This window comes from Micromonospora rhizosphaerae (assembly GCF_900091465.1).
In the GTDB taxonomy this organism is placed as follows: Bacteria; Actinomycetota; Actinomycetes; order Mycobacteriales; family Micromonosporaceae; genus Micromonospora; species Micromonospora rhizosphaerae.
This window is the reverse complement of the sequence record NZ_FMHV01000002.1, coordinates 5,672,358-5,694,859: the sequence shown is the minus strand read 5'-3', so window position 1 is coordinate 5,694,859 and position 22,502 is coordinate 5,672,358. Positions and strand designations below refer to the sequence as shown.

The window sequence follows — 22,502 nt, the reverse complement described above, 5'->3', positions numbered from 1 at the left end:
GCCCTGCCCTCTCGGACTTGCCCACTCAACGTCGAACCGTGGTCGGACGCCGGCGGATAACTGGCGGCACTAGTCCGCGGGGTTGACCACGATCCGGTTCTCCACCGATGTCACTCCCGGCGCCGACCAGGCGACCCGCGCTGCCTCTTCGCGCCCGCGCCAGGACCGGACCACACCGGTCAAGATGACCTCGTCGCCCTCGATGGTCACGGTGAGCCGCTCGCCGGGCGTGTCCACGGTACGGACCAGCGCCTCCTCGATCCGGCGCCGCGCCTCCGCCAGATCCACCCTCGTTCGCGGCCGCAGGGAGATCTGGTTGCTCACTCCGCGCACCCCGGACAGGCGGCGCACCGCCCGTTCCGCGGCCCGTCGCTGGTATTCCCACTCGACCTCGCCGCTCAGCGTCACCCATCCCCTGCTGACGCTGACGTGGATGTTCTGGCTCGGCACCAGCGCATCCCACTCCAGGGCCCGGGTCGCCGCCGCCGCCAGATCCGGGTCCGTGCGCTCCGCCGAGGTCGGCAACTGCACCTCGATGTCGTTCGCGACCGCCTTCACCCCACGCACCCGGTACGCCGCCTACTTCTTCACGTACGAGTCGACCCACCCGGTCAGGGCCACCACCCCATCCTTGGCCGACACGCCGATCTCATTGGGTTGCACCCGGGCGTCCCACTTAAACTCAGCCAGCACATCCCGCTGGAGCTGCTCATCTGTCCGAGTCATCGTTGCGGTGGTCATCGGGTTCCCTCCAGGTTCGTGGCTTTCCGACGTGATGTTTCGCGTTCGATGCCGCGCCGTCCGCAGATTGCGGCAGCCGTAGCCGAACGGGTGACCGGTCAACATTTCGAACCGGTCGACTTGCTCGGGGACCAGGGCCTGTGTCGAAGTCGGTCACAGCCACTCGCTGATCGCGGCGACGTGCACGGTGGCTTCGTAGCGCACGGCGAGCTTGTCGAATCGGGTGGCCACGGCGCGGTTGCGCTTGAGCCGGTTGATGCCGCATTCCACGGCATGACGCTGCTTGTACCGCTCGGGGTCGAAGGCCGGTGGCCGGCCGCCCTTCGAGCCCCGTTTACGCCGGTTGGCGTCCTGATCGGCCTTCGACGGGATGGTGGCCTTGATTCCGCGTCGGCGCAGGTAGCGGCGGTTGACCCGGGACGTGTACGCCTTGTCGGCCAGGACCCGGTCCGGGCGGGTCCGCGGCCGGCCGCTGCCCAGACGGGGCACCCGGATGCCGTCGAGCACCGCCACGAACTGCGGACTGTCCCCACGCTGCCCCGCGGTCAGCACGATCGACAACGGCTTCTGCCCCTGCTCGCAGGCCAGGTGCAGCTTCGTCGTCAGCCCACCCCGCGACCGCCCGAGCGCATGATCGGCCGGCTCGACCGTCACCCCGCCCGGCGGTTCGACCTGCAGATCCCCCTTTTACGCGCCCCGACGGCGTGCTGATGCGCCCGGGCGACCGACGAGTCCACCGACACGTCCCACGTCACACGCCCGGCCGCGTCGGCCACCGCCTGCAACCAGGTCAAGATCTTCGCCCAGGTCCCGTCGCGCTGCCAGCGGCGGAACAACGCGTACGCCGCCGCCCATGACCCGTAGCACTCCGGTACGTCCCGCCACGGCGCACCGACCCGGGTCCGCCACCGGATCCCATCAATGAGCTGCCGCTTCGTCCATGTCGGCGGCCGACCCGGCCGACGCCCCACAGGTAGCAGCGGCTCCACCGCCGCCCACTGCGCGTCAGTCAGGTCGTGCCGCCTCGTCACCGCTACAGTGGCCACGAGGTCTCCGTGCTGATGGTCTTCTTCGTCGATGAACCATCTACCGGAGACCTCACTACTTCTCGATCACCGACGCGCCGGAATCTCTTCGCCCACCACCGCCGACTTCGACACAGGCCCTAGCCCGTGTTTCGTAAGGGCGCTGGGCGGTGAGAAGAGCCGGCGTGGCGGTGATCGATAAGAGAGGAGGTCTCCGGTAGATCGGTTAGCGACCAAGCAAACCGAAGACCGACCGGAGACCTCGTGCCCAGGGTAGCGGCAGCGAGGCGGCACGATCTCACCGACGCTCAGTGGGCGGGGCTGCGGCCTGTTCTGCCTGCGGAGCCGGGCCGGGGGCGTCCGCCGCGTTGGACGAAACGGCAGATCATCGACGGGATCCGGTGGCGGGTCCGGACCGGGACGCCGTGGCGGGATGTGCCGGAGGTGTATGGGCCTTGGCAGACCTTGTATCGCTGGTTCCGGCGCTGGCAGCGTGACGGCACGTGGGCGAAGGTCCTGGCAGGGTTGCAGGCCGGGGCAGACGCCGCCGGGAAGATCGACTGGACGGTCAGTGTCGACTCCACGATCAGCCGCGCCCACCAGCACGCTGCGGGTGCCCGCCGGGACGGTCACCTGCAGAAAGAACCGCCGGGCGGCGTTGCCACCGAGCCTGCCGATCACGGGCTGGGCCGTTCCCGGGGCGGGTTCACCACCAAGACGCACCTGGCCTGCGAGCAGGGCCGCAAGACCCTCGCCGTGGTGATCACCGCTGGGCAGCGCGGAGACAGCCCACAGTTCATCACCGTGCTGCAGCGGATCAAGGTGTACCGGGTCGGCGGGGGCCGGCCCCGCACACGTCCCGACCTGGTCCTGGCCGACAAGGCGTACACCAGCCGCGGCAACCGCGGGTATGCCCGCCGCCGAAAGATCCGGGTCTGCATCCCGAGCAAGGCCGACCAGGACGCCCACCGTAAGGCCAAGGGATCCAAAGGCGGACGACCACCCGCCTTCGACCCGGTCGACTACCGATTGCGGCACGCCGTGGAATGCGGCATCAACCAGCTCAAACAGCACCGCGCCATGGCCACCCGCTACGACAAACTCGCCGTCCGCTTCGAAGCCACCGTCACCATCGCCGTCATCAACCAGTGGCTCCGAGCCTTATGAAACACGGGCTAGTTGCTCTGGCCCTTTCCCGCGCGTCGCTGACACCGTTGCCAGCGCACCGATTCCCTGCGCCGCCCGGGTGCGACGGGCGAACCTGCGTAACGGGCTGTTTCCGCGCTACCCACCTTCTACGATTCCTGAGGGGGACACGGGCGACGTATGCGTGGAGCGGTGCCGGGCGCCGCAGACGCACGAATGAGGGACCCGAGGAGGCAGCGGTGGCACAGGCCTACCCCCAGCCGCCGGCCCCGGCGATCCGGCGACCCTGGCTGCGGATCTTCTCGGGCGGCCTGGCGCTGTGGCTGGCCACCGTGGTGGTCACCTTCCTCACCGGCAACCCCAACCTGGTGCCGACCCTGGTGCTGTTGGGCAGCTTCCTGGTGCCCGTGACGTTCGTGGCGTGGGCCTTCCAGCGCCGGGAGACCGGGGAGCTCGCCCCGGGCCTCATCCTGAACACGTTCCTGGCCGGCGGCGTGCTCGGGGTGCTGGCGGCGTCGCTGCTGGAGTCCTACCTGCTGCGCCCGTCGTGGTGGCTGTTCTTCGGCGTGGGACTCATCGAGGAGGCCGTGAAGCTCGCGGTGCTGGCGTTCCTGACCCGGCACCTGCATGTGAAGGCACCACGGGACGGGATCGTTCTCGGCGCCTCGGTCGGGTTCGGCTTCGCGGCCCTGGAAACCGCCGGGTACGCGTTCACCGCGCTGTTTACCGTCCACGGGCTGTCGGTGACCCAGGTGGTGGAGACCGAGCTGTTGCGCGGCGTGATCGCACCGTTCGGTCACGGCCTGTGGACGGCGATCCTCGGCGGGGTGCTCTTCTCGTCCAGCACCCGCGAGCACTTCACGATCAGCGGGCGGCTCATCCTGGCCTACCTCGGCGTCTCCCTGCTCCACGCCCTCTGGGATGGTATGCGCGTGATCGCGCTGCTCCTGACGCTGCTGCTGACCGGAGGTACCACGACTCCCCAGGGCTGGGTGGCCAGGCCGACCGCTGGGCAGGCCGCCCTCTTCGCCGTGCTGGAGTTAGCGGGGCTGGCACTCGTGGCGCTGGTGGGGGTCGGCTGGCTCTGGACGCTGGCACGGTTAGCGCACCGCGCGCCGCAGGCGCCCCCGCCGGCGTACGGGTGGCGGGTGCCCATCCGCCCGCCCGGCACCTGAGAACGCCAGGTCGAACGACGGCGGCACTCGTCGTTCCGCCGCTCGTCGCAAAGGAAAGGGCTCAGGTGGCGAGCTAGTCGGATGCGAAGGCGCTGATGCCCCTATGTTCTGTCAAGCGGTTCGTGGGGTCGGATCTATGGGATCGAGCTGGCGGAGCAGGTGGTAGATCTCGCGGGCGATGTACCGCTTGAGACATCGCATGGCTTCGCGGCGGGTGAGGCCTTGGCTGCTGCGTCGGTCGAGGTAGTCCTGGGTGCGTTGGTCACCCCGTGATCGGGTCAGGGCGATGCGGTAGAGGGCGGCGTTGGCGCGGCGGTCGCCGCCGCGGTTGAGTCGGCGCCGGCGGGTCTTGCCCGAGGACGCCTCGATCGGGTTGACGCCGCATAGCGCGGCGAAGGACGCCTGGCTGTGCATCCGGTCGGGGTTGTCCCCTGCGGTGATCAGCAGCGCGGAGGCGCTGTCGGGGCCGATCCCGTGACGGTGCAGCAGCTGTGGCGCGTTCGAGTTCAGCACGGCGGTGATCTGGCGCTGGAGTTCGCGTTCCTCGGCGGTGAGTGTCTGGATGCGCTGGGCCAGGCGGCGCAGGGTGTAGACGGTGGCGGTGGCCACGTCGGTCGGGGCGGTGTCGGGCAGGGCGGCGCAGTGGCGGATCAACGCTGTGTTGGACAGGCCGGTCAAAGTGTCGCGTAGCGTTGTGGCGGCGGTGACGATGACGGCCTTGAGCTGGTTGACCGCCTGGGTGCGGGATTTCACCGCGGAGGCTCTGGCCAGGCGGAACATGCGCAGCATCTCCACCGGCCCGTCGGCGGTCTTTGCGGTGGCGGCGGCCCGGCCGGACAGCACCGCCAGGGCGGCGGCCATCGCGTCGACGGTGTCGGTTTTGCCGTGGCGGCGGCGCGCCGCGCGGTCGGGGCGGTTGACCTCGATCACGGTCAGACGCTGGTCACGCAGGTAGCGGGCCAGGCCCGCGCCGAAGGAGCCGGTTCCCTCGACACCGGCGCGGCGGAGGTCGCCGAAACCACGTGCCCAGGCCAGCAGGTCGCGGTAGCCGGCGGCGGTGGTCGGGAAGCTGGCAGAGGCGACCTGGACGCCGAGCGGGGTGGTCACTGCGGCGACGTGGGCGTCCTTGTGGGTGTCGACGCCGAGGATGACCTCCTCGCCGGTCGGGTCGGGCTGACCGTCCGGGGCGGTGTTTGGCATGCTGGACATGGACCGTTTGTCTCCTGATGGCTTGGGACGGCGGATGGCCATCGCCGGGCCGGCAGGGCGGTCAGAACTGTGATGGTGCCCTTGTTGCAGCAAGGCCCCTATCGGGACACGCTCTACCGGTCCGGTGACAGCAGGCCCTCCCGCGAGCCACAGTCGACAGATCAGCGCGAAGGCATCGACTGAGCCGGTTGCGTTACGGGTCAGACCGTGGCCCGCGGGAGCACGGCTCCTACCGTCTCAGAACCGCACCCTCACACTCACAGTTGCGTTATCGGATCGGCGGACGTGTTGAACCCGTGCCGGGGTCACGGTCAGATCGCTTGGGCGAGTTCGGTGAACGCAGCGGCGACCCGCAGAGCGGGTGGGGCGTCGACGGCGAGTTCGTAGTGGCCGCGTCGGAGGTTCTGCATGAACGCGTGTCCGGCGATGATCACCTGTGCCGTCTTGTCCGTTCGTAGCCCGCGCATCGGTCTCAACCGGTGTTTCAACTGGCTGTGATCAGCCTCGATCGGATTGTTCGCGTACCGTTCGACGTGGTGCCACGCGGACCGGGATCAGCTCATCCAGCACGCCAGGGTAGACCGGCGCGGCGTCGGTCACGACCTCGCCGGGTCACCTTCAACTTCGACAGCGCGTGGCGGAAGAACCGCCGGGCCGCGCCGGCGTCCCGGCGGGCCGAGACCAACGCGTCGATGACCTGCCCGTCCTGGTCGACCGCCCGGTACACCACACACCGTTCACCTTGACGTACGTCTCATCAACGAACCACCTGTCGCCTGGCGAGTGGCGGGAGAATCGGGCGGCGTCGGCCAACAGCGGCGTAAACCGCTGCACCCACCGGTAGACGGTGACGTGATCGACCTCCACACCACGATCAACCAGCAACTCCTCAACATCCCGATAGGACAAGTTGAACCGCAGATACCAGCGCACCGCGACCACGATCACCTCCGGCGGGAACCGAAGCCCGGCGAACGCCGACTTCGGAGGCAGCCACGAGCCAGGCCGGGTCGATGACTTCACTGCTCAAGTCTGCCTCGATCTCGGCGACGCTCAACGCAACGGAGCCCGCTGCAGCGGATTACGCCGCTGCATGCACGGCTCGCTGTGGGCGAACTGGGGACCGAGGCCGTCCTGCACGGGGCAATCGCGACGGGCGTGGCGATCGCCCGAGAGGTCGTTTTCACGGCAAGCGTCGACTCCTGACAGAACCTGAGAACTGCATCCCCCGACCGTGACCGCTCAGCTTCTGTGACGTACCGAATGCCACCGACGACCTCTTCGGACTGCCGAAGGGGTCTCCGAGCAAGAAGTCCTGGTCAGAAGGTTGCTGGTGGGATTCGAGTCTCAGCTCCCGGGATCCATACCGACAGCAGCACGGCCGGACCCAGAGCCGTACGTCGATGCGACAGACTCTCTTGAGTGACGTCACCGGGCTCCACGACGACAGCCCGCACCGGCTAGGCGGGGAGCAGTGAAGGCCGACCTCTTCGGTCTTCTCTGGGAGGTCACACCGGCCCGCTCGCCCGCATCACCGCAGGTCAGAGCGCTCTGCTCCGCCTGGCTGGTTGAACACTTCGGGCGCGGCGACCACTTCGCCAAGCTGCACCCAATCTGCTCCCACATGCAAGGCCACGCGGTTCGGGAGCTCCTTACCGGCCTGACCTGCGGATGCTCCCCTATCAGGCGACATAGAGTCTTGTCGACTGCTGCTCAATACGGCTGAGCACTCCGTGTGAAGCAGGACGCCGCACCGACTCTGATGCGATGAAGGAGCGGGGCCTCCGCTCCTCGTGACCTCCCGGCGGGATGCTGGGAGTGCTCACGTCCACGACGAAGGAGGCCCCTGGTGGAAGGGTATGCGGGACAGCAGTTCGTGGGTATCGACCTGCATCGGCGCCGGTCGGTGATCGTCCGGATGACCGAGCTGGGTGAGGTCTTGGAAAGTGTGCGGATCGTCAACGACCCGGACCGGTTGACCGAGGTGATCGCCCGGGCCGGGCAGTCGCCGGAGGTGGTGTTGGAAGCCACCTACGGCTGGTACTGGGCGGCCGACGCGCTGCAGGCGGCCGGGGCCAGCGTGCACCTGGCGCACCCGTTGGGAGTCAAGGCGTTTGAGTACCGTCGGGTGAAGAACGATGTCCGGGACGCGATCGACCTGGCCGATCTGTTGCGGATGGGTCGCCTCGCCCAGGGGTGGATCGCCCCGCCAGCGACCAGGGAGTTGCGGGAGCTGGTCCGCCACCGCGCCAAGCTGGTCGCCGTGCGCAGCCTGTGCAAGGCGGAGGTGCACGCTGTGCTGGCCAAGTGTGGTGTGCAGGTGCCGATGACCGACCTGTTCGGGGTGGCCGGCACCGCGCTGCTGGACCGGCTGGACCTACCCGCCGCCTACACGGCCCGGATCGCGTCGCTGCGCCGGTTGATGGACGCACTCGACGTCGAGATCGACCTGTTCGCCCGGCTGGCCCGCGCCCGGCTCGCCCGGGATCCGGCCTACACCGCGGTTCAGACCATCCCCGGCATCGGACCCACCCTGGGTGCGGTGTTCGTGGCCGAGATCGGCGACGTCACCCGCTTCGCCACCGCGCCGCAGCTGACATGCTGGGCCGGATTGACCCCGCGCCACCACGAGTCTGACAACCGGGTGCGCCGCGGCTCGATCACGAAACAGGGCTCCCGGCTGGTGCGCTGGGCCGCGGTCGAGTCGGTGCAGACCTTGTCCGCGACCAGCAAGGTCGGACACATGCGTGACCGCATCGCCGCCCACCGCGGCCGCAACATCGGCGTCGTCGCGGCCGCACGCCGGCAACTGGAGTACGTCTACTACGCGCTCCGCGATCACCACGTGCGCGCCCTCCACACCACCCTCACGGCGGCATGAACCGCCCCTCGACCGGTCGGCGCGGGTCGTGCAGGTCATGACCCCCACCACAACGCCAGGCGTGGTCGCCCCTTCTGATTGACCCCGCCGACCCGAGCACCGCGCACCCCATCATGTCCGCCCCTGCAGCGGGCGAAGGGATGACCGGCAGCCCCACCAAGGGCCTGCCCACCGCCGGGACACCGGCACTGATGAGCGCAACACCCCCGACCATGCCAAGACCCGGGAGCCCGCCCACTCACGCTTCTCCGCCGCCCACATCCTGCGCCAAGCGGCGCCGGCGTCAAGGCCCTACGGCCGCTACGCGGTCGGGCAAAGCCCGAACCTTGACCCCGACGCCTCAGCCCGGCGCGCCCACACCCCGCCGAAGAAGGTCAAAACCAAGACCAGCACCACCCTTGACCGGGCCCCGCTCCTTCAGGGATGGCCTGCGGAAACGGAAACCCGCAGGTCGTGGTGGGTGCAGTTGAACGTCGTTCGGTGCCTTTGGGCGCTGTTCAACGCCGTTCAGTGCACCCGGTTGCTCCCAACCTGCTCCCCGGCCACGGGCCGCGACGCCGGCGGGAGCTGATCGGCTGGCGCGAGTCTCTTGTCACGCAGGCCCGCGCCGCTGTGGGCGGGGAACTAACGCGGTGCCGGGTCCGCCGCTGGAACGAATGCGCTGCCTCGGTTCACGGCATCCCTAAGCTCCCGATCCGCTCCCGGCATCCGTCAATCGGCTCGCCGAGCCAATCGCATTTGGCCGCCACCTCCTTCGCCCACCGGTTCGGCCTCATCGGACTCCCGGCGCACCGCCGCGCCTCGTGAGGTGACTCGCGGATCTTGCTGTTGCCGAGCCGCTCAGGTGCTCGGGCGACCGGGCAGGTTGATCATCGGTGAAGGACTAGACAGCCCTGCTGCACCGTCCGTGAACCTTGCACGTCGCGGGTCGCTGATCCGGCTCGACATCGGGTTCATGGTCCCTGCCACAGTGCCGCCCACTGGCCTTCCCGAAACCTTACGAGTCCGATCTGCGGTGACCGAACATCCCTGGCGACAGCCGCTCGGGGGCGAACGATTCTGCGGCTGGCGGTTCCCGCGGCCATCATGGCCTGTCAGCCAAGTCCGCGGCGGCGGGGGCGAGCGGGTGTGGCTGACCGGTCATGGCGACCAGCGCGGCGGCGACTGACGGCAGGTCGGCCTTGATGTAGGTGGTGGTGGCGGGAGTTGGTGTGGCCGGCGTAGGCGCGGGCGACGCCGTAGCCGAAGTGACATTCGACCCAGGCCGAGCTGGCCCACGCGATCTGACTGCGGACCCGAAACGGACTCGGCATGTCTCCTGATCCCGCAACGCAACTGTGAGTGTGAGGGTGCGGTTCTGAGATCGTAGGAGCCGTGCTCCCGCGGGCCACGGTCTGACCCGTAACGCAACCGGCTCAGTCGATGCCTTCGCGCTGATCTGTCGACTGTGGCTCGCGGGAGGGCCTGCTGTCACCGGACCGGTAGAGCGTGTCCCGATAGGGGCCTTGCTGCAACAAGGGCACCATCACAGTTCTGACCGCCCTGCCGGCCCGGCGATGGCCATCCGCCGTCCCAAGCCATCAGGAGACAAACGGTCCATGTCCAGCATGCCAAACACCGCCCCGGACGGTCAGCCCGACCCGACCGGCGAGGAGGTCATCCTCGGCGTCGACACCCACAAGGACGCCCACGTCGCCGCAGTGACCACCCCGCTCGGCGTCCAGGTCGCCTCTGCCAGCTTCCCGACCACCGCCGCCGGCTACCGCGACCTGCTGGCCTGGGCACGTGGTTTCGGCGACCTCCGCCGCGCCGGTGTCGAGGGAACCGGCTCCTTCGGCGCGGGCCTGGCCCGCTACCTGCGTGACCAGCGTCTGACCGTGATCGAGGTCAACCGCCCCGACCGCGCGGCGCGCCGCCGCCACGGCAAAACCGACACCGTCGACGCGATGGCCGCCGCCCTGGCGGTGCTGTCCGGCCGGGCCGCCGCCACCGCAAAGACCGCCGACGGGCCGGTGGAGATGCTGCGCATGTTCCGCCTGGCCAGAGCCTCCGCGGTGAAATCCCGCACCCAGGCGGTCAACCAGCTCAAGGCCGTCATCGTCACCGCCGCCACAACGCTACGCGACACTTTGACCGGCCTGTCCAACACAGCGTTGATCCGCCACTGCGCCGCCCTGCCCGACACCGCCCCGACCGACGTGGCCACCGCCACCGTCTACACCCTGCGCCGCCTGGCCCAGCGCATCCAGACACTCACCGCCGAGGAACGCGAACTCCAGCGCCAGATCACCGCCGTGCTGAACTCGAACGCGCCACAGCTGCTGCACCGTCACGGGATCGGCCCCGACAGCGCCTCCGCGCTGCTGATCACCGCAGGGGACAACCCCGACCGGATGCACAGCCAGGCGTCCTTCGCCGCGCTATGCGGCGTCAACCCGATCGAGGCGTCCTCGGGCAAGACCCGCCGGCGCCGACTCAACCGCGGCGGCGACCGCCGCGCCAACGCCGCCCTCTACCGCATCGCCCTGACCCGATCACGGGGTGACCAACGCACCCAGGACTACCTCGACCGACGCAGCAGCCAAGGCCTCACCCGCCGCGAAGCCATGCGATGTCTCAAGCGGTACATCGCCCGCGAGATCTACCACCTGCTCCGCCAGCTCGATCCCATAGATCCGACCCCACGAACCGCTTGACAGAACATAGGGGCATCGGCGCCCGCTCGTGTCCGGGCTGCGCAAGGCCCGCGAGCAGGGCGGCACCGAGGAGCCGCTGAAGGAGACCGCGGAGCTGCTGTAGGGGATGGCGCTGCTCGCCGAGGGTGGGGAGCTGGCCGACCCGTCCCGGTTCACCCGCATCCTTGCCGACCGGCTGGCCCGCACGCTGTGAGGCCGGCACCGTGACGGTGATCGGTTAGGAGGCACGAGAAGTGCGTCTTCTGGACGCCGCCCCCGCAGATCTCCTGCGTGTCGTCAGCCCCGGCAGGGGCGGGCGTCACGTGCCGGCCGGCACGGCGGCGGGCCGGACCGAGAGGTCGAGTTCGCCGCCGACGACGTTGACCTCGATGGTGTCGCCCGGATTCGCCCCGTCCTCGAGCAGCAGGGTGGACAGCCGGTCTTCCAGCTCGCGCTGGATGCTGCGCCGCAGTGGCCGCGCGCCGTACTCGGGCTGGTAGCCCCGGTTGGCCAGCCACTGCACGGCGTCCGGGCTGACCTCAAGGTTGATGTCCTGTGCGTGCAGCCGGCGGCGGGTGCGGTCCAACAGCAGGCCGGTGATCTCGAGGAGTTGCTCCCGGTCCAGGCCGGTGAAGATTATGATCTCGTCGATCCGGTTGAGGAACTCCGGCCGGAACCGCTGCCCCAGCAGCCCCATCAGTTCCTCGCGCAGGTCGCTGACCGGACGCCCTGCCGTCTGGGCGGCCAGAATGCGGTCCGCGCCGATGTTGCTCGTCATGATCAGGATGGTGTTGCTGAAGTCGACCGTGCGACCCTGCGAGTCGGTGAGGCAACCGTCGTCGAGCACCTGCAGCAGCGTGTTGAACACATCCGCGTGCGCCTTCTCCACCTCGTCGAAGAGCAGCACCGAGTACGGCCGGCGCCGGACCGCCTCGGTGAACTGGCCGGCCTCCTCGTACCCGACGTAGCCCGGGGGCGCCCCGACCAGCCGGCTGACCGTGTGCCGCTCCTGGAACTCGCTCATGTCGAAGCGGATCATGCTGGACTCGTCGCCGAAGAGCGCCGCGGCGAGGGCCCGGGCCAGTTCGGTCTTGCCGACGCCGGTGGGTCCGAGGAAGAGGAACGACCCGTCGGGTCGCTGGGGGTCACTCAGCCCGGAACGCGATCGGCGGACGGCGGCTGCCACGGCCCGTACGGCCTCATGCTGGCCGACCACGCGCTCGTGCAGTTGCTCCTCGATGCGCCTCAGCCTCTGCTTCTCCACCTCCGTGAGTTGGGTGACGGGAACACCGGTACGGCGGCTGACCACCTCGGCGATGTCGCTCATGTGCACCTCGGGCACCGGGGGCGTGCCCTCCTGCGCCGCCGCCAGGTCCCGCTCGGCCGCACTGATCTCGGCTTTCAGCGCACCCGCGCGCTGGTAGTCCTCGTTCGCCACCGCGCTGTCCTTCTCCCGGCGCAACTGGGACAGCCGCTTCTCGATCTCCTTCTTGTCCGGAGCCGGGGTGCGGGAACGCAGCCGGACCCGCGCCCCCGCCTGGTCGAGCAGGTCGATCGCCTTATCGATGGGGTGGGTCCTCGGCACAGGCCCACCTGAACGCTACGCACCTTTCGCCCGTCAAGGCGGCTTTTGTGGGTTTGCGAGGAGGTCAGGGTTTGTACTCGCTGCGGGTGCGGGGGAGCCACTGCGGGTGGTTGTCGCGGATGTAGCGGATCAGGCCCTCGCGGAGGTCGCAGCGGAGGTCCCAGGCGCTGGGCCCGTCGGCGGCTGCGGCCTGCACCTCGATCACGACGCTCGATGCGGTGGCGTCGACCATCTGCAGTACCCACTGGCTCCGGTCCCACAGCGGTGAGGACTCGACGAGCCGTCGGGTCTCCGTGCGCAGGTCCTCGAGGTCGGCGGTGTGGTCCACGTGGATCTGGACCTTGCCGACCACCCGCGCCTCGTGCCGGGACCAGTTCTGGAACGGGCGCTCGGTGAAGTACATCGTCGGCAGGATGAGCATCCGGTCGTCCCACAGCCGGACGACCACGTTGGTCAGCTTGACCTCTTCGACCCGGCCCCACTCGCCCTCGATGACCACCACGTCGCCGACGTGCAGACCGTCCGAGAAGGCGACCTGAATACCGGCGAACGCGTTGCCCAGCGCGGTCCGGGCGGACAGGCCGATGAGCGCGCCGACGACGCCGGCCGAGCCCAGGACGGAGATCCCGAACGCCCGGATGGGCGGGAAGGTGGTCACGATCAGGCCGATGGCCACGATCGTGACCACTACCGCGGTGAAGCGTCGGACGGGGCGGATCTGGGTTCGGGCCCGCCGGATCCGGCGGTCCGCGACCACCTCCGGCGGCAGCCGGCTGAAGGTAACGCCCTCGGCGACGTACAACGCCTTGATCACCAGCCAGGCGACGCTGCCGATGAGCAACAGCCCGATGACGTGTCGGACGTCGCCGAGCCATCCGGTCGGCCTCGGCGGCAGTGCGAGGTACAGCCCGGTGAAGAGCAGCACGGCGGCCGTCGGACGGCGGCAGGCCTTCCGCAGTGGTCCCAGGACCCACCGGTAGCGACCGTGGTCGACGCGACGGACGAGCCTGCGCGTGCCGATGTCCAGCAGCACGGCCACCGCCAGCGTGGCCAGCATGATCAACGCCGCGCGCATCAGGCGGCGACCGCCGTGGTCTCGACCGTCATCCCGCTGCGCTCCTCGCCCACGTCATGACGTACAGAGGACCGGTTACCGCCTGACCCTATGCACACCGGGAGGACACGGAGTATTTCCTGCCAAGAACACCCCTTCCGGGTGGCACTCATAGCCGCCGGCACCGCGGTGAGAGGCAGCCGACGCGTACGGATCTGATCGGCTGGGTGACACCGGCGGCCATGAGCACGAGCACTGCGGTGGGCGCCGAGCGGGTGGCCGCCGCCCGGGTGGGCACGGTCGCCGTCGTCGCCCACCGCCGGAAGACCCTCGGCGGCGGCCTCGACGAGCTGTGGGCGGAGCTGGCCGGCGCGGGCGTCGAGGACCCCATCTGGTACGAGCTGCCGAAGAGCCGCAAAGCCCCGAAGAAGGTCCGCAAGGCGCTGAAGAAGGGGGCCGAGCTGATCTTCGTCTGGGGCGGCGACGGCATGGTGCAACGCTGCGCCGACGCCCTCGGCGGCACGGGCACCCGATGGCGATCCTGCCGGCCGGCACCGCCAACCTCTTCGCCGCGAACCTCGGCATCCCCGAGGACCTGCCCGAGGCGGTCCGGATCGGCCTGCACGGGCTGCGCCGCACCCTCGACTTCGGCAAGCTCAACGGTGAACACTTCGCCGTGATGGCCGGCGCCGCTTCGACGGCGACCTGACCCGGGAGGCCGACCTGACGCTCAAGGGCAAGCTCGGCCGGCTCGCCTACATGCGGACCGGGCTGCGGCACGTCCGCGGCGAGCTGGGTCCACGCCCGGGTGACCGTCGACGGCGCGACGTGGTTCGACGGCGAGGCGAGCTGCCTGCTCTTCGGCAACGTCGGCACCATCACCGGCGGCATCCCCGCCTTCGACGACGCCTGCCCAGACGACGGCTGCCTGGAGGTCGGCGTGGCCACCGCCAACGGTGCGCTGGACTGGGCGCGTACGCTCGGCCGGATGGCGGCCGGCCGGTCGGAGGTGTCGCCGTTCGCGCGGATCACGCGCGGACGAAAGGTCAAGGTCCGCTTCGCCACGCCCCAGGACGTACGAGCTGGACGGCGCCGCCCGCAAGGAGGTCACCAAGCTCAAGGTGCGGGTGGTGCCCGGCGCCCTGACCCTCGGCTGCCCGGACCCGCGCCCCTGACCGCCGCTCGCAGGGGAGCAGGACAGGAGCGTGGGCGAGACGGAGCTGTCCCTCCCTCTCGCCCACGCCGGTGGGGCATCGGGTTGTTAGCGCAGCACGGCGTCGGGGTTCGCGCGCAGGGCCGCGACGATCGGCGCCGGTGCGGTGCCGGGCGAGCCGGCCCGGTAGGGCGGCTGCGGGTCGTACTCGATGCCGAGTTGGATCGCCTGAGCGGTGGCGTCCCCGACGATCCGCCCCGCCAGGGTGAGCGCCATGTCGATGCCGGCGGAGACCCCGGCGGCGGTGACGTACTTGCCGTCCACCACCACCCGGTCCGCGGTGGGCAGCGCACCGTACGCGGGCAGTTGGTCCAGGGCCAGCCAGTGCGAGTTGGCCCGCCGGCCGTCGAGCAGCCCCGCCGCGGCCAGCAGCAGGCTGCCGGTGCCCGGCTGCGCACCCGCTCGGAGAGTACGCCTACCTGACCCGGGGTCGCCGCCCTGGCGCTCGCGGTCGGCGCCGGCCTCACCGCGCCGGACACTGGCCGGGCGATCGGGTTCAGCGACGCCGTCTTCGCCATCATCATCACGCTGCTCGTGCTTGACCTGCGCACCCCGGAGGTACCACCGGGTGGGCTGCTCACCCGCTGGCCGGTCTACCTGGCCTACGCCACGTCGTACCTCTACGTCGCGGTGAACTGGCTGAACCACAAGGACACCTTTCACCGGATCCGCTGCACCGACCGCGGGCTGCACTGGGCGAACCTGGGCGTGTTGTTCAGCGTGGCCCTGCTGCCGTTCGTCACCGCGGTGGTCTCCCAGGCGGTGGAGGCGGGCGACCGGTTCGACGAGGGCGTCGCGGTGGCGTTGTACGGGCTGGTCGGGGTGGTCCTCTCGGCGGCCTGGCTCTACCACTACCTCAGCCGGCACGGGGAGCTGCTGCAACGGCACGTCACGCCCCGGTTCTTCGCCGTCGAGCGGCTCCGGGCGCTGCTCGGGATCATGGCGTACGCCGCGGCCGGCGTGGTCGGCTGGCTGGTCAGCGTGCCGGCGGCGCTGGTCGTCCTGCTCCTGCTTCCGCTCTTCTACGGCCTGTCCAGCAACGGCTTCTACGACCTGCGGCGCAGGCTGTGCCACCGCTGAGTCCGGCCACGTTACCCCGCCCGGGGTGGCAGGTAGACCGCGGTGCCGACACCGAGAGGGGAGCACCATGACAACGGTCGGAGAGTTCATCACGACCCGGTTGGTGACGATGGACGGCGACGACACGCTCACCGCCGCGGCGCAGGAGATGTGCGACAGCGCGATCGGCGTGTGGTGGTGACCGACGACGACAATGCGGTCGGTATCGTCACGGGCGGGGACATCACGGTCCGGGGTGTTGCCGAGAACATGGATCCCAACTCGACCAGACTCAACCAGATCACCAGCAAGGACGTGCACCGAACAGTCGCTGTCGCTAAAGCAATAGCCGGAGAGCGCTGCTGACGTCGAGCGTTGGCGGCAGCACGAGGCTAGTGATCCGTCGCGGTCCGGGCGGCGCCCTGCCTGCGCCGGGTAGCGACCACGGTGGTGGCGACGAGGGTGGCGAGGAGCAGAGCGGTCAGGCGGGACGGCGCCGGCGTGAGCGGTGTGAGCAGCACCAGCGCCGCCGTGGCCCAGTACGGCACGGTCATCTTCAGCTGCTCATACGGGCGGATGTGCAGCGTCCAGACTGCGAGCAGGTAGACGGCGACCGGCGCGGCTACCGCGTACCCTGCGGCGACGCGCCCGAGGTGGGCGGTGCCGGTTTGGTAGTCGACGTCGACGGCGAGGCCCGCGCCGAGCGCAGCCGCCGATGCGAAGATCAGGTACTGACCGTATCCCCACAGCAGCGCCACGCGCGGCGAGGCCGCCAGGTGCTGAACTGGGCGATCGAAGTACAGCCACCACATCGCGAAGACGATCACGATGCCGGCACCGGCGATCGACAGAAGAGGGCTTGCCTTGGTCCCCCGGTCAAAGGCGGTCTGGACGGCGAGGCTGGCCGCGAGTACCGACTCGCCGAGGACGATGATGGTGAAGAGGCCGTACCGCTCGGTTATGTGGCGTGGGTGCCAGATGATCGGAGCGGGGCGTCTCGCCCAGAAGGGTAAGAGCAGCTCGCCGAGGACGATCGCCAGGAAGCCGGGCAACAGCCAGTGCCACCCTCCGGGCAGTGCCAGCCGGGCGATCCAGGCCGCCTGCAGCACGATGACGCCCACGGCGTAGCGCAGTGCGGTGGCCCGCCGCTCCGGGTCGCTGCGGGCGACGCGCAACCATTGCGCGACCATCGCCAGCCGCATGATCACGTACCCGTAGGTGATGACGGAGAAGTCGCCGCGGTCGAACGCGCGGGGTACGCCACCGGCGATCACCAGCGCCCCGGCGATCTGGACCAGGGTGGTGAGGCGGTAGACGTCGTCCTCGGGGTCGTACGCGGAGGCGAACGTGGTGAAGTTCATCCATGCCCACCAGATCGCGAAGAACACCGCCGGGTAGAGGCCAATCCCGTGACCGATGTCGGCCTCGCCCAGGTTGTGGTGCAGTCGATCGGCGGCCTGCCGCACCGCGGCCACGAAGCACAGATCGAAGAGCAGTTCCAGCGGAGTCACCCTCCGGTACGGCTCGTCGGTGGGGCGGGCGACCATCGGCCGGTACCAGGCGCGCACGGGATATCGTGGATGACTCACTGTGCCGGACATGGCAGCACCTCGGACGGCTCGCGCGACGAAGGTTCCCTGCGCTGATCATCCCGAACACGGCCCGTCCCGTGCTGACGCTCACCAAAGTTTCACGTGACGGGGCCTGGCGCTCTTGGCGGAGTTGGCCGACTGCCTGGTCGAGCCGCCGGTCCTGGAGTGGCCTTTCTACGGCGGTTCGATAGCCGACGTGGCGGCCTCGGGCCTCGGCGGTGTCACCGTCGACTCCGTCCCGTGGTTGGCGGAATACCTGCTCGAACGGATGCGCGTTCCGAGCCCGGGTCGATGCGACCTTCTCGCGTTGCGGCTGCTGCTCGGCCTGGCCTTCCCCGAGGGGCTGCCGCCCGACGGCGTCAGCTTCGCCGATCTCTCCGCTTCGCAGCAGGAGGTCGTCCGGCTCGTGCTTCAGGCCGGTCTGCTGAGGCAGGGGCCGAAGATGCCGCGAGGTCGGGGAGTGCAACCTGCCCTGCACGGAGGACGTTGAGGATCTGGTGTGCCGGCCGTACCGACCAATAGGGCGGGCACTTTTGCCAGGCTGTGCAGTGTCGCTTGTCGAGGAGGTTTCCGAGACGCTAAACGCCCTACCTTCATTGCCGGCCCGTCGCGGACCCGGCCCGACTTCTACGCCGCCGGGGTCGACCACAACTCGTTCGACACGGTCTCCCTTCGGCCCTCGGTCCACGAGCCGCCTCAATGGGCCTGACCGAGAGGTGGACGCGCAAGAGGACAGTCCTGCGCTTTTCCGAAGGGCAGCCACCCGAGCAGCCAAACCGGCCAGCAAGGGCGAACGATCGCGGACGCTTGACAACCTTTGTTGTCAGGCGGACTCTTGAGTGCGAGGTCACTAGCAAGGGGGTCGGGTCATGCGGGACCTAACGCCGGACGAGCGGCAGGAACTACGGCGGGAGCTAAGTGCGGTTGCCGCAGACTGGGCGCTGCGGCTAAAGGACTCCGATCTGGATGGCCGGCGCAGAGCAGACCACGAGCCGAACTCCGCGGAGAGGATGCGGACTCACCTCGCGCGCATGGCGGCGGGTGAGCAGATGCGTACCATTCTCGCTGACCTCGTGTCCGCGAGTGCAGATGAAGCGGTGCAGCACGGTGCGGGGTATCCGGAACTTGGCGCAGCGGTAGGCGCCAGCCGGCAAGCGGCACGCAAGCGATGGCCTAACCTGTCGATCTCCAAGAGGCGCGCCAGCGAGTGGAAGCAACCGCCCGGGGGTATCGGTTGGGCCGGTGACAGCCATCTGGGGTACCCGGGAACTGTCTGAGGGAAGTCGGCAGCTGACGTCGCGGGCCCACCTGACCTGACTCCGCGGCATACGTGCGGCAGACAAAACTTCCGCACCACCGGGCGCGGGGAGCCCGCTCGTAGTGCGGATCATGTTGTTGGTCCGCAGGTAGGCGGCGGCCTTGTCCGGGTCGGGGCTGCGCAGCGCGGGGTAGTGGCGGTGATGCCCGCCGCCGTGGCGGATGCGGTCCAGCAGGTGGTCCTCACGGATGTAGAGGATCTTCGGCCGCGGAGAGAGTTCGCTGCGAGTGCTGGTGTAGCCGTGCCGGCAGCGGTAACCGGGACGGGCGTGCACCCAGTGGGAGTCCATGATCCGGCCGCAGACGCCGCAGCAGACGAGCCCGCCGCTGCTCGAAGATCCACCGTACGTGGGGCGCGGTGGCGGGGTCGGGTTCCAAGCGGTTCAGTCGTCGTCCGCATGCTGCGTGGGCACGGTTGGGGTGCGGGCCAGCGTCCACGAGCTGGTAGCCGTAGGGTGGCCGGCCGCCGAGGTGGCGGCCCTGCAGCTCGGCTTGAGCGCGCATGGCCGCGGTCGTGCGGTGCCGGGCAGCGACAGCATCGTGCCGGACACCGCGCCGACGGCGAACAGCACCGCCGCCACCTGTGACCAGCGGCGGGCCAGCAGCAGCGCGGTCTCGTCGTTCCGGCGAATGCCGCGGGCGTTCGCGATCAGCATCAGGAATGTGAAGGCCACCCCGAACGGCACCAGGATGATGTGGAAGCCGAGGGTGAAGGCCATCTGCTCGCGCGCCGGCAGCAGCTGCGCCGGATCGGCGAGCACGAGGCTGACGCCGACGGTCACCAGTGACAGGCCAGGCATGGCGCGTGCTACCCGTTGACGGCGGCCGGAAACGTACCGATGGGGTGAGGATCAGTCAGCGTGTTGGGAACGGGTGCTGTCCACGCCAGCCTGACCCGCCTGACCGAGCTGATCCATGACGGGCGCGCACGCTGGGTGGCCGCTGGCGTCGGCTGCCCGCGCAGCAGCAGTCGCTGATGGCCTTGGCCCACCTGGAGGTTCGTCCGCTACGCGGACGACTTTCTGATCCTGGTCCGCGGCGAGCGCGCCCACGCAGGGGCCCTGCGGGAGCAAACGGCGGCGCTGTTGGCCCCGATGGGATTACACCTGTCGGTGACCAAGACCCTGATCACGCACATCGACGATTTCGACTTCCTCGGCTGGCGCATCCAGCGTCACCGCCGCAAGGGAGACACCCGGCGGTTCGCCTACAACAACCCGTCGAAGACGGCTTTGGCCTCCACCACGGGAAAGGTCAAGACGATCTGCCGACGCCCGGCGATCGTGAAGCTGTGGTCCGACGAGGCCAACTTGCACAAGTCCGCTTGATTCCGGCTGGGGCGTTTCAACTGCGGGTTCACCGTGAGGAAGTCTCGGTGCGTCGTTGATCGCAGCCGGGGAGCTGCTGCCGAGGGAATCGGGCCTGTTCGCTCCCGCCCAGCCGGTCAGCGATCGTTGCCGATGTCCGCCGCCTACCACCGGACCGGATGCCACCCTGAGCACGTGGACCGGGCAGGGAGCTGGGGAAAGGCGGCATCGGGATCACGGTGAACGGCTTCTGATGCATACCGCGTTGTAGTAGCCGCGCTGGCGACGGCGGTGGTCGTGGACCTGATCTCCGGCGTGCTGGTCCGTCGGGTAGCCCGCAGCCGCTACAAGTGGCTGCTGGAGCCGCTGCGGCACGCCTGCCGCAATCAGCTCTGCGGCTGTTGCCCCTGCGGTCCTACCAGCCGCGCCGTGACCTGCCTCAGGGGCTGGCTGCTGTTGACGATCTTCTTCATCCGTTGCCACGCCGCTCGGGCCGGAGATCCGCCCAGCACGCCGCCCAGACCCCCACCGCCGCCAGCCGCCGCCCCGCTGTTCTGAGCCAGTTGCTGGGTGGTCTGTCCGAGTTGCTGGGTGGTCTGTCCGAGCTGTTGACCGACCTGCTGGGTGGCCTGCTGCAGCGTCTGCGACAGCGGCCCGTTGGGCCCCAGCGCCTCCTGCGCTGTCTGCCCGACGTGGTCGAGCGTCCGCGCCAGCGGCCCCTGCGGTCCGAGCACCTGCTGAGCTGTCTGCCCGACCTGGTTCACGGCGGTGTCCACCGTCTTCACCACCGACTCGATGATCTGAGGGTTGCGCTCGATGGTGCGCAGGGCGCTGTCGAGAATGCCGCGGAGCTCCTCGAGCCGAACCTCGAGCATCGCCTCGGTCTCGACGCCCTTGATGTCGATTTTCACCGTGCCGAGATGCGCCTGAACGCCCACGTCGAGCTGGAGCAGGCTACCCAGCCGGGCTCGCAGTGAGACGGAGGCGTCCAGGTTGTCGACCTCGACGTAGATCTGTTCGACCTTGACCTGCGGGATCTGGAGGACGACGTCCGGATCTGACATCGTCTTGCTGCTGTGCCCGCCAGCCGGCTGGGGAAGGTCGTGTTCACCACGCTGCGGGGCGGCGGGGCGTTCGCCGGGCTCGGCACCCGTTGGCCCGCCGGCGGGACAGAGGTTCTGGCCCCGACCGGCGACTTCCGCGTCCTCCTCGGCGTCGCGCTGCCGATCGACCTGCTCGCGCGGTTGCGCGGGCGACTCCCGTGCGCCCGTGTCCCGGCTCTCCGGTTCGGCCATCCCGCACTCCTCGGGCCTCGCCTAGCATGCGGACCGAATGGAGCCCACCATCGGTATGTGGCTCCGACCCTCGGCCCACCCCCTCGGACCGGGTCGCGGTCTACCCGTGTGCCGACGCATCAAACGGCTCAGAGGTGCGCCGAGGAGACGGCGGGTCAGCTGCGCCTGAAAGCGAGGGGCAAGCAGGTGAGCACCTGCTCCCACCCGTGCCCGCGCTCACGACGACCCCAACGACAGGTCGGCGTGCCAGTAGCGATCGGTGTCGTCTTGCTGGCCATGACGATCATGCCGGTCGCGCTGGTGACGGCCTGCTTGGTGGTCGTCACGTTGTTGAAATTGAGCGACAGGCTGTCCCGGATGACCGGCGGACCACGGCCGTCGGGGAAGGCGGAGCTGCGCCACAAGGTCCTTGCATGGCCGTGTGTGCGCGACCGGGGAGATGCCAAGAACTCCTGGCACCCAGAATTGTGGCAACCCGTTAGGCCCCTAGTTCATGATCTGCACTATTGATTCGGATTTGGGGCGGCGGTGCACGGCTGCTTACCGCGGACGCCCCTGGGTAGGCACGCTTGGTGAGCAGCCAGGCACGGACCTCGGCACCCGGTCGGACACCAGCCGTGCCGTGGCGTTCAGCGACGCCATCGTGGCCATCGTCATCACGCTGCTGGTCCTGGATCTCCGGGTGCCGAACGTCCGGCCCGGCCGCGTCCTGTCCGGACTGCTCGGCCAGTGGCCGGCGTACGTCGCTTCTTTCGTGTCCTACTCGTACGTGGCCGTCGTCTGGCTCAACCACAAGGCGGCGTTCAACCGCAGCAAATCGATCGCGGCCTGCACTAGATGAACCTGTTCCTGCTGTTCACCACGGCGCTGCTGCCGTTTCCGACCATCGTCGTGTCGCACGCGCTGCAGGAGCACGACAACGCGGGACCAGCGTGTAGCCATCGCCTTCTACGCGCTCATCGGCGTTGCTGTGCGCGACTTGGCTGGCGTTCTACCACTACCTGGCCCGGCACCCCAACCTGCTGAAGGAACAGGTCAAGGACGGGTTCTTCCCCGTCGAGCGGTTCCGGGCCCTCGCCGGGGTCGTTCCCGGTTCGACGCCGATTTCGCCTGGCTCCCGGAGGTGGCCCGCAGGCTGGCCGACCCGACGCCACTGACCGCCACCGTCAGCCCGCCCACCGCCCTCCACCGCCGGATCGCCGAGCGGATGGCGCCGACCTCGACCGGC

19 protein-coding genes and 5 pseudogenes are annotated in these 22,502 nt (G+C 69.4%); 12 read left to right on the top strand and 12 right to left on the bottom strand.

The genetic code is table 11. The features are described from left to right. Positions 1–69 precede the first annotated feature (69 nt). Together GA0070624_RS26860 and GA0070624_RS26855 are read right to left on the bottom strand one after the other, a co-directional pair. A pseudogene (locus GA0070624_RS26860) lies at positions 70–741 on the bottom strand (BON domain-containing protein). Between the two features lie 153 nt (positions 742–894). Continuing rightward, a protein-coding gene (locus tag GA0070624_RS26855) for an IS5 family transposase (RefSeq protein WP_425413534.1) occupies positions 895–1,772 on the bottom strand; the annotation gives its coding sequence in 2 pieces (ribosomal slippage) (positions 895–1,397 and positions 1,397–1,772; 879 coding nt in all). Positions 1,773–2,030: 258 nt separating this feature from the next. Between GA0070624_RS26855 and GA0070624_RS26850 the strand changes: the two genes are divergently transcribed. Together GA0070624_RS26850 and GA0070624_RS26845 are read left to right on the top strand one after the other, a co-directional pair. After that, positions 2,031–2,933, top strand: a complete 903-nt coding sequence (locus GA0070624_RS26850) for an IS5 family transposase (RefSeq protein WP_091345680.1) — start codon at positions 2,031–2,033, stop codon at positions 2,931–2,933. 218 nt (positions 2,934–3,151) lie between these two features. Beyond that, on the top strand, positions 3,152–4,087 hold the full coding sequence (locus tag GA0070624_RS26845) for a PrsW family intramembrane metalloprotease (protein WP_245719018.1): 936 nt from the start codon (positions 3,152–3,154) through the stop codon (positions 4,085–4,087). Positions 4,088–4,198: 111 nt separating this feature from the next. Here the strand turns inward: GA0070624_RS26845 and GA0070624_RS26840 are convergent, their stop codons facing one another. Together GA0070624_RS26840 and GA0070624_RS26835 are read right to left on the bottom strand one after the other, a co-directional pair. Further along, the gene (locus GA0070624_RS26840; protein WP_245719017.1) at positions 4,199–5,296 is read right to left on the bottom strand and encodes an IS110 family RNA-guided transposase; all 1,098 of its coding nucleotides are present in this window, start codon (positions 5,294–5,296) and stop codon (positions 4,199–4,201) included. Between the two features lie 311 nt (positions 5,297–5,607). Next, positions 5,608–6,289: pseudogene (locus GA0070624_RS26835) on the bottom strand (IS6 family transposase). An 856-nt stretch (positions 6,290–7,145) separates the two neighbouring features. Between GA0070624_RS26835 and GA0070624_RS26830 the strand changes: the two are divergent. Both GA0070624_RS26830 and GA0070624_RS26825 read left to right on the top strand, forming a co-directional pair. Continuing rightward, positions 7,146–8,177: an IS110 family RNA-guided transposase gene (locus GA0070624_RS26830; RefSeq protein ID WP_091345678.1), complete on the top strand. Its 1,032-nt coding sequence runs from the start codon at positions 7,146–7,148 to the stop codon at positions 8,175–8,177. A 1,598-nt stretch (positions 8,178–9,775) separates the two neighbouring features. Beyond that, entirely contained in the window at positions 9,776–10,873 is a 1,098-nt protein-coding gene (locus tag GA0070624_RS26825) for an IS110 family RNA-guided transposase (RefSeq protein WP_245719017.1), read from the top strand. Positions 10,874–11,171: 298 nt separating this feature from the next. Here GA0070624_RS26825 and GA0070624_RS26820 read toward each other — a convergent pair. The 3 genes and pseudogenes from GA0070624_RS26820 to GA0070624_RS36115 all read right to left on the bottom strand — a co-directional run. Continuing rightward, positions 11,172–12,416 (bottom strand): annotated as a pseudogene (locus GA0070624_RS26820) (AAA family ATPase); the annotation flags it as partial. A gap of 85 nt (positions 12,417–12,501) precedes the next feature. Next, complete coding sequence (locus GA0070624_RS26815) at positions 12,502–13,512, bottom strand: mechanosensitive ion channel family protein (protein WP_245719016.1); 1,011 nt, start codon at positions 13,510–13,512, stop codon at positions 12,502–12,504. 148 nt (positions 13,513–13,660) lie between these two features. After that, a complete protein-coding gene (locus GA0070624_RS36115) occupies positions 13,661–13,981 on the bottom strand; it encodes a hypothetical protein (RefSeq protein ID WP_245719015.1) in 321 nt (106 codons plus the stop codon). Between the two features lie 42 nt (positions 13,982–14,023). Between GA0070624_RS36115 and GA0070624_RS36110 the strand changes: the two genes are divergently transcribed. Both GA0070624_RS36110 and GA0070624_RS36105 read left to right on the top strand, forming a co-directional pair. After that, entirely contained in the window at positions 14,024–14,200 is a 177-nt protein-coding gene (locus tag GA0070624_RS36110; RefSeq protein ID WP_245719014.1) for a diacylglycerol/lipid kinase family protein, read from the top strand. Positions 14,201–14,299: 99 nt separating this feature from the next. Further along, positions 14,300–14,494, top strand: a pseudogene (locus tag GA0070624_RS36105) (diacylglycerol kinase family lipid kinase); the annotation flags it as partial. 258 nt (positions 14,495–14,752) lie between these two features. Here GA0070624_RS36105 and GA0070624_RS36520 read toward each other — a convergent pair. Next, a complete protein-coding gene (locus GA0070624_RS36520) occupies positions 14,753–15,076 on the bottom strand; it encodes a DJ-1/PfpI family protein (RefSeq protein WP_281181052.1) in 324 nt (107 codons plus the stop codon). A gap of 66 nt (positions 15,077–15,142) precedes the next feature. Here GA0070624_RS36520 and GA0070624_RS26800 point away from each other — a divergent pair, with 66 nt between their 5' ends. Beyond that, a complete protein-coding gene (locus GA0070624_RS26800) occupies positions 15,143–15,784 on the top strand; it encodes a TMEM175 family protein (protein WP_091345677.1) in 642 nt (213 codons plus the stop codon). 67 nt (positions 15,785–15,851) lie between these two features. Next, positions 15,852–16,081 (top strand): annotated as a pseudogene (locus tag GA0070624_RS26795) (CBS domain-containing protein); the annotation flags it as partial. A 74-nt stretch (positions 16,082–16,155) separates the two neighbouring features. Here GA0070624_RS26795 and GA0070624_RS26790 read toward each other — a convergent pair. After that, entirely contained in the window at positions 16,156–17,331 is a 1,176-nt protein-coding gene (locus GA0070624_RS26790) for a low temperature requirement protein A (protein WP_245719011.1), read from the bottom strand. Between the two features lie 145 nt (positions 17,332–17,476). Between GA0070624_RS26790 and GA0070624_RS26785 the strand changes: the two genes are divergently transcribed. After that, on the top strand, positions 17,477–17,845 hold the full coding sequence (locus GA0070624_RS26785) for a hypothetical protein (RefSeq protein WP_091345675.1): 369 nt from the start codon (positions 17,477–17,479) through the stop codon (positions 17,843–17,845). 1,210 nt (positions 17,846–19,055) lie between these two features. Here the strand turns inward: GA0070624_RS26785 and GA0070624_RS36095 are convergent. Next, positions 19,056–19,454: a cytochrome ubiquinol oxidase subunit I gene (locus GA0070624_RS36095; protein ID WP_245719010.1), complete on the bottom strand. Its 399-nt coding sequence runs from the start codon at positions 19,452–19,454 to the stop codon at positions 19,056–19,058. Between the two features lie 330 nt (positions 19,455–19,784). On the opposite strand from GA0070624_RS36095, the gene GA0070624_RS35440 reads away from it, so the two are divergent. Further along, positions 19,785–20,000: a hypothetical protein gene (locus GA0070624_RS35440; protein ID WP_218105328.1), complete on the top strand. Its 216-nt coding sequence runs from the start codon at positions 19,785–19,787 to the stop codon at positions 19,998–20,000. A 365-nt stretch (positions 20,001–20,365) separates the two neighbouring features. Here the strand turns inward: GA0070624_RS35440 and GA0070624_RS34350 are convergent, their stop codons facing one another. Then, positions 20,366–21,274: a hypothetical protein gene (locus tag GA0070624_RS34350; protein ID WP_141715178.1), complete on the bottom strand. Its 909-nt coding sequence runs from the start codon at positions 21,272–21,274 to the stop codon at positions 20,366–20,368. Positions 21,275–21,429: 155 nt separating this feature from the next. Next, positions 21,430–21,678, bottom strand: a complete 249-nt coding sequence (locus GA0070624_RS26755) for a hypothetical protein (RefSeq protein ID WP_091345672.1) — start codon at positions 21,676–21,678, stop codon at positions 21,430–21,432. Between the two features lie 218 nt (positions 21,679–21,896). Here GA0070624_RS26755 and GA0070624_RS35060 point away from each other — a divergent pair, with 218 nt between their 5' ends. Together GA0070624_RS35060 and GA0070624_RS34345 are read left to right on the top strand one after the other, a co-directional pair. Beyond that, positions 21,897–22,115 (top strand): TMEM175 family protein, encoded by a 219-nt coding sequence (locus tag GA0070624_RS35060; RefSeq protein ID WP_176731895.1) that lies wholly within the window; start codon positions 21,897–21,899, stop codon positions 22,113–22,115. Positions 22,116–22,239: 124 nt separating this feature from the next. Then, a complete protein-coding gene (locus GA0070624_RS34345; protein ID WP_141715177.1) occupies positions 22,240–22,431 on the top strand; it encodes a hypothetical protein in 192 nt (63 codons plus the stop codon). Positions 22,432–22,502: the final 71 nt, after the last annotated feature.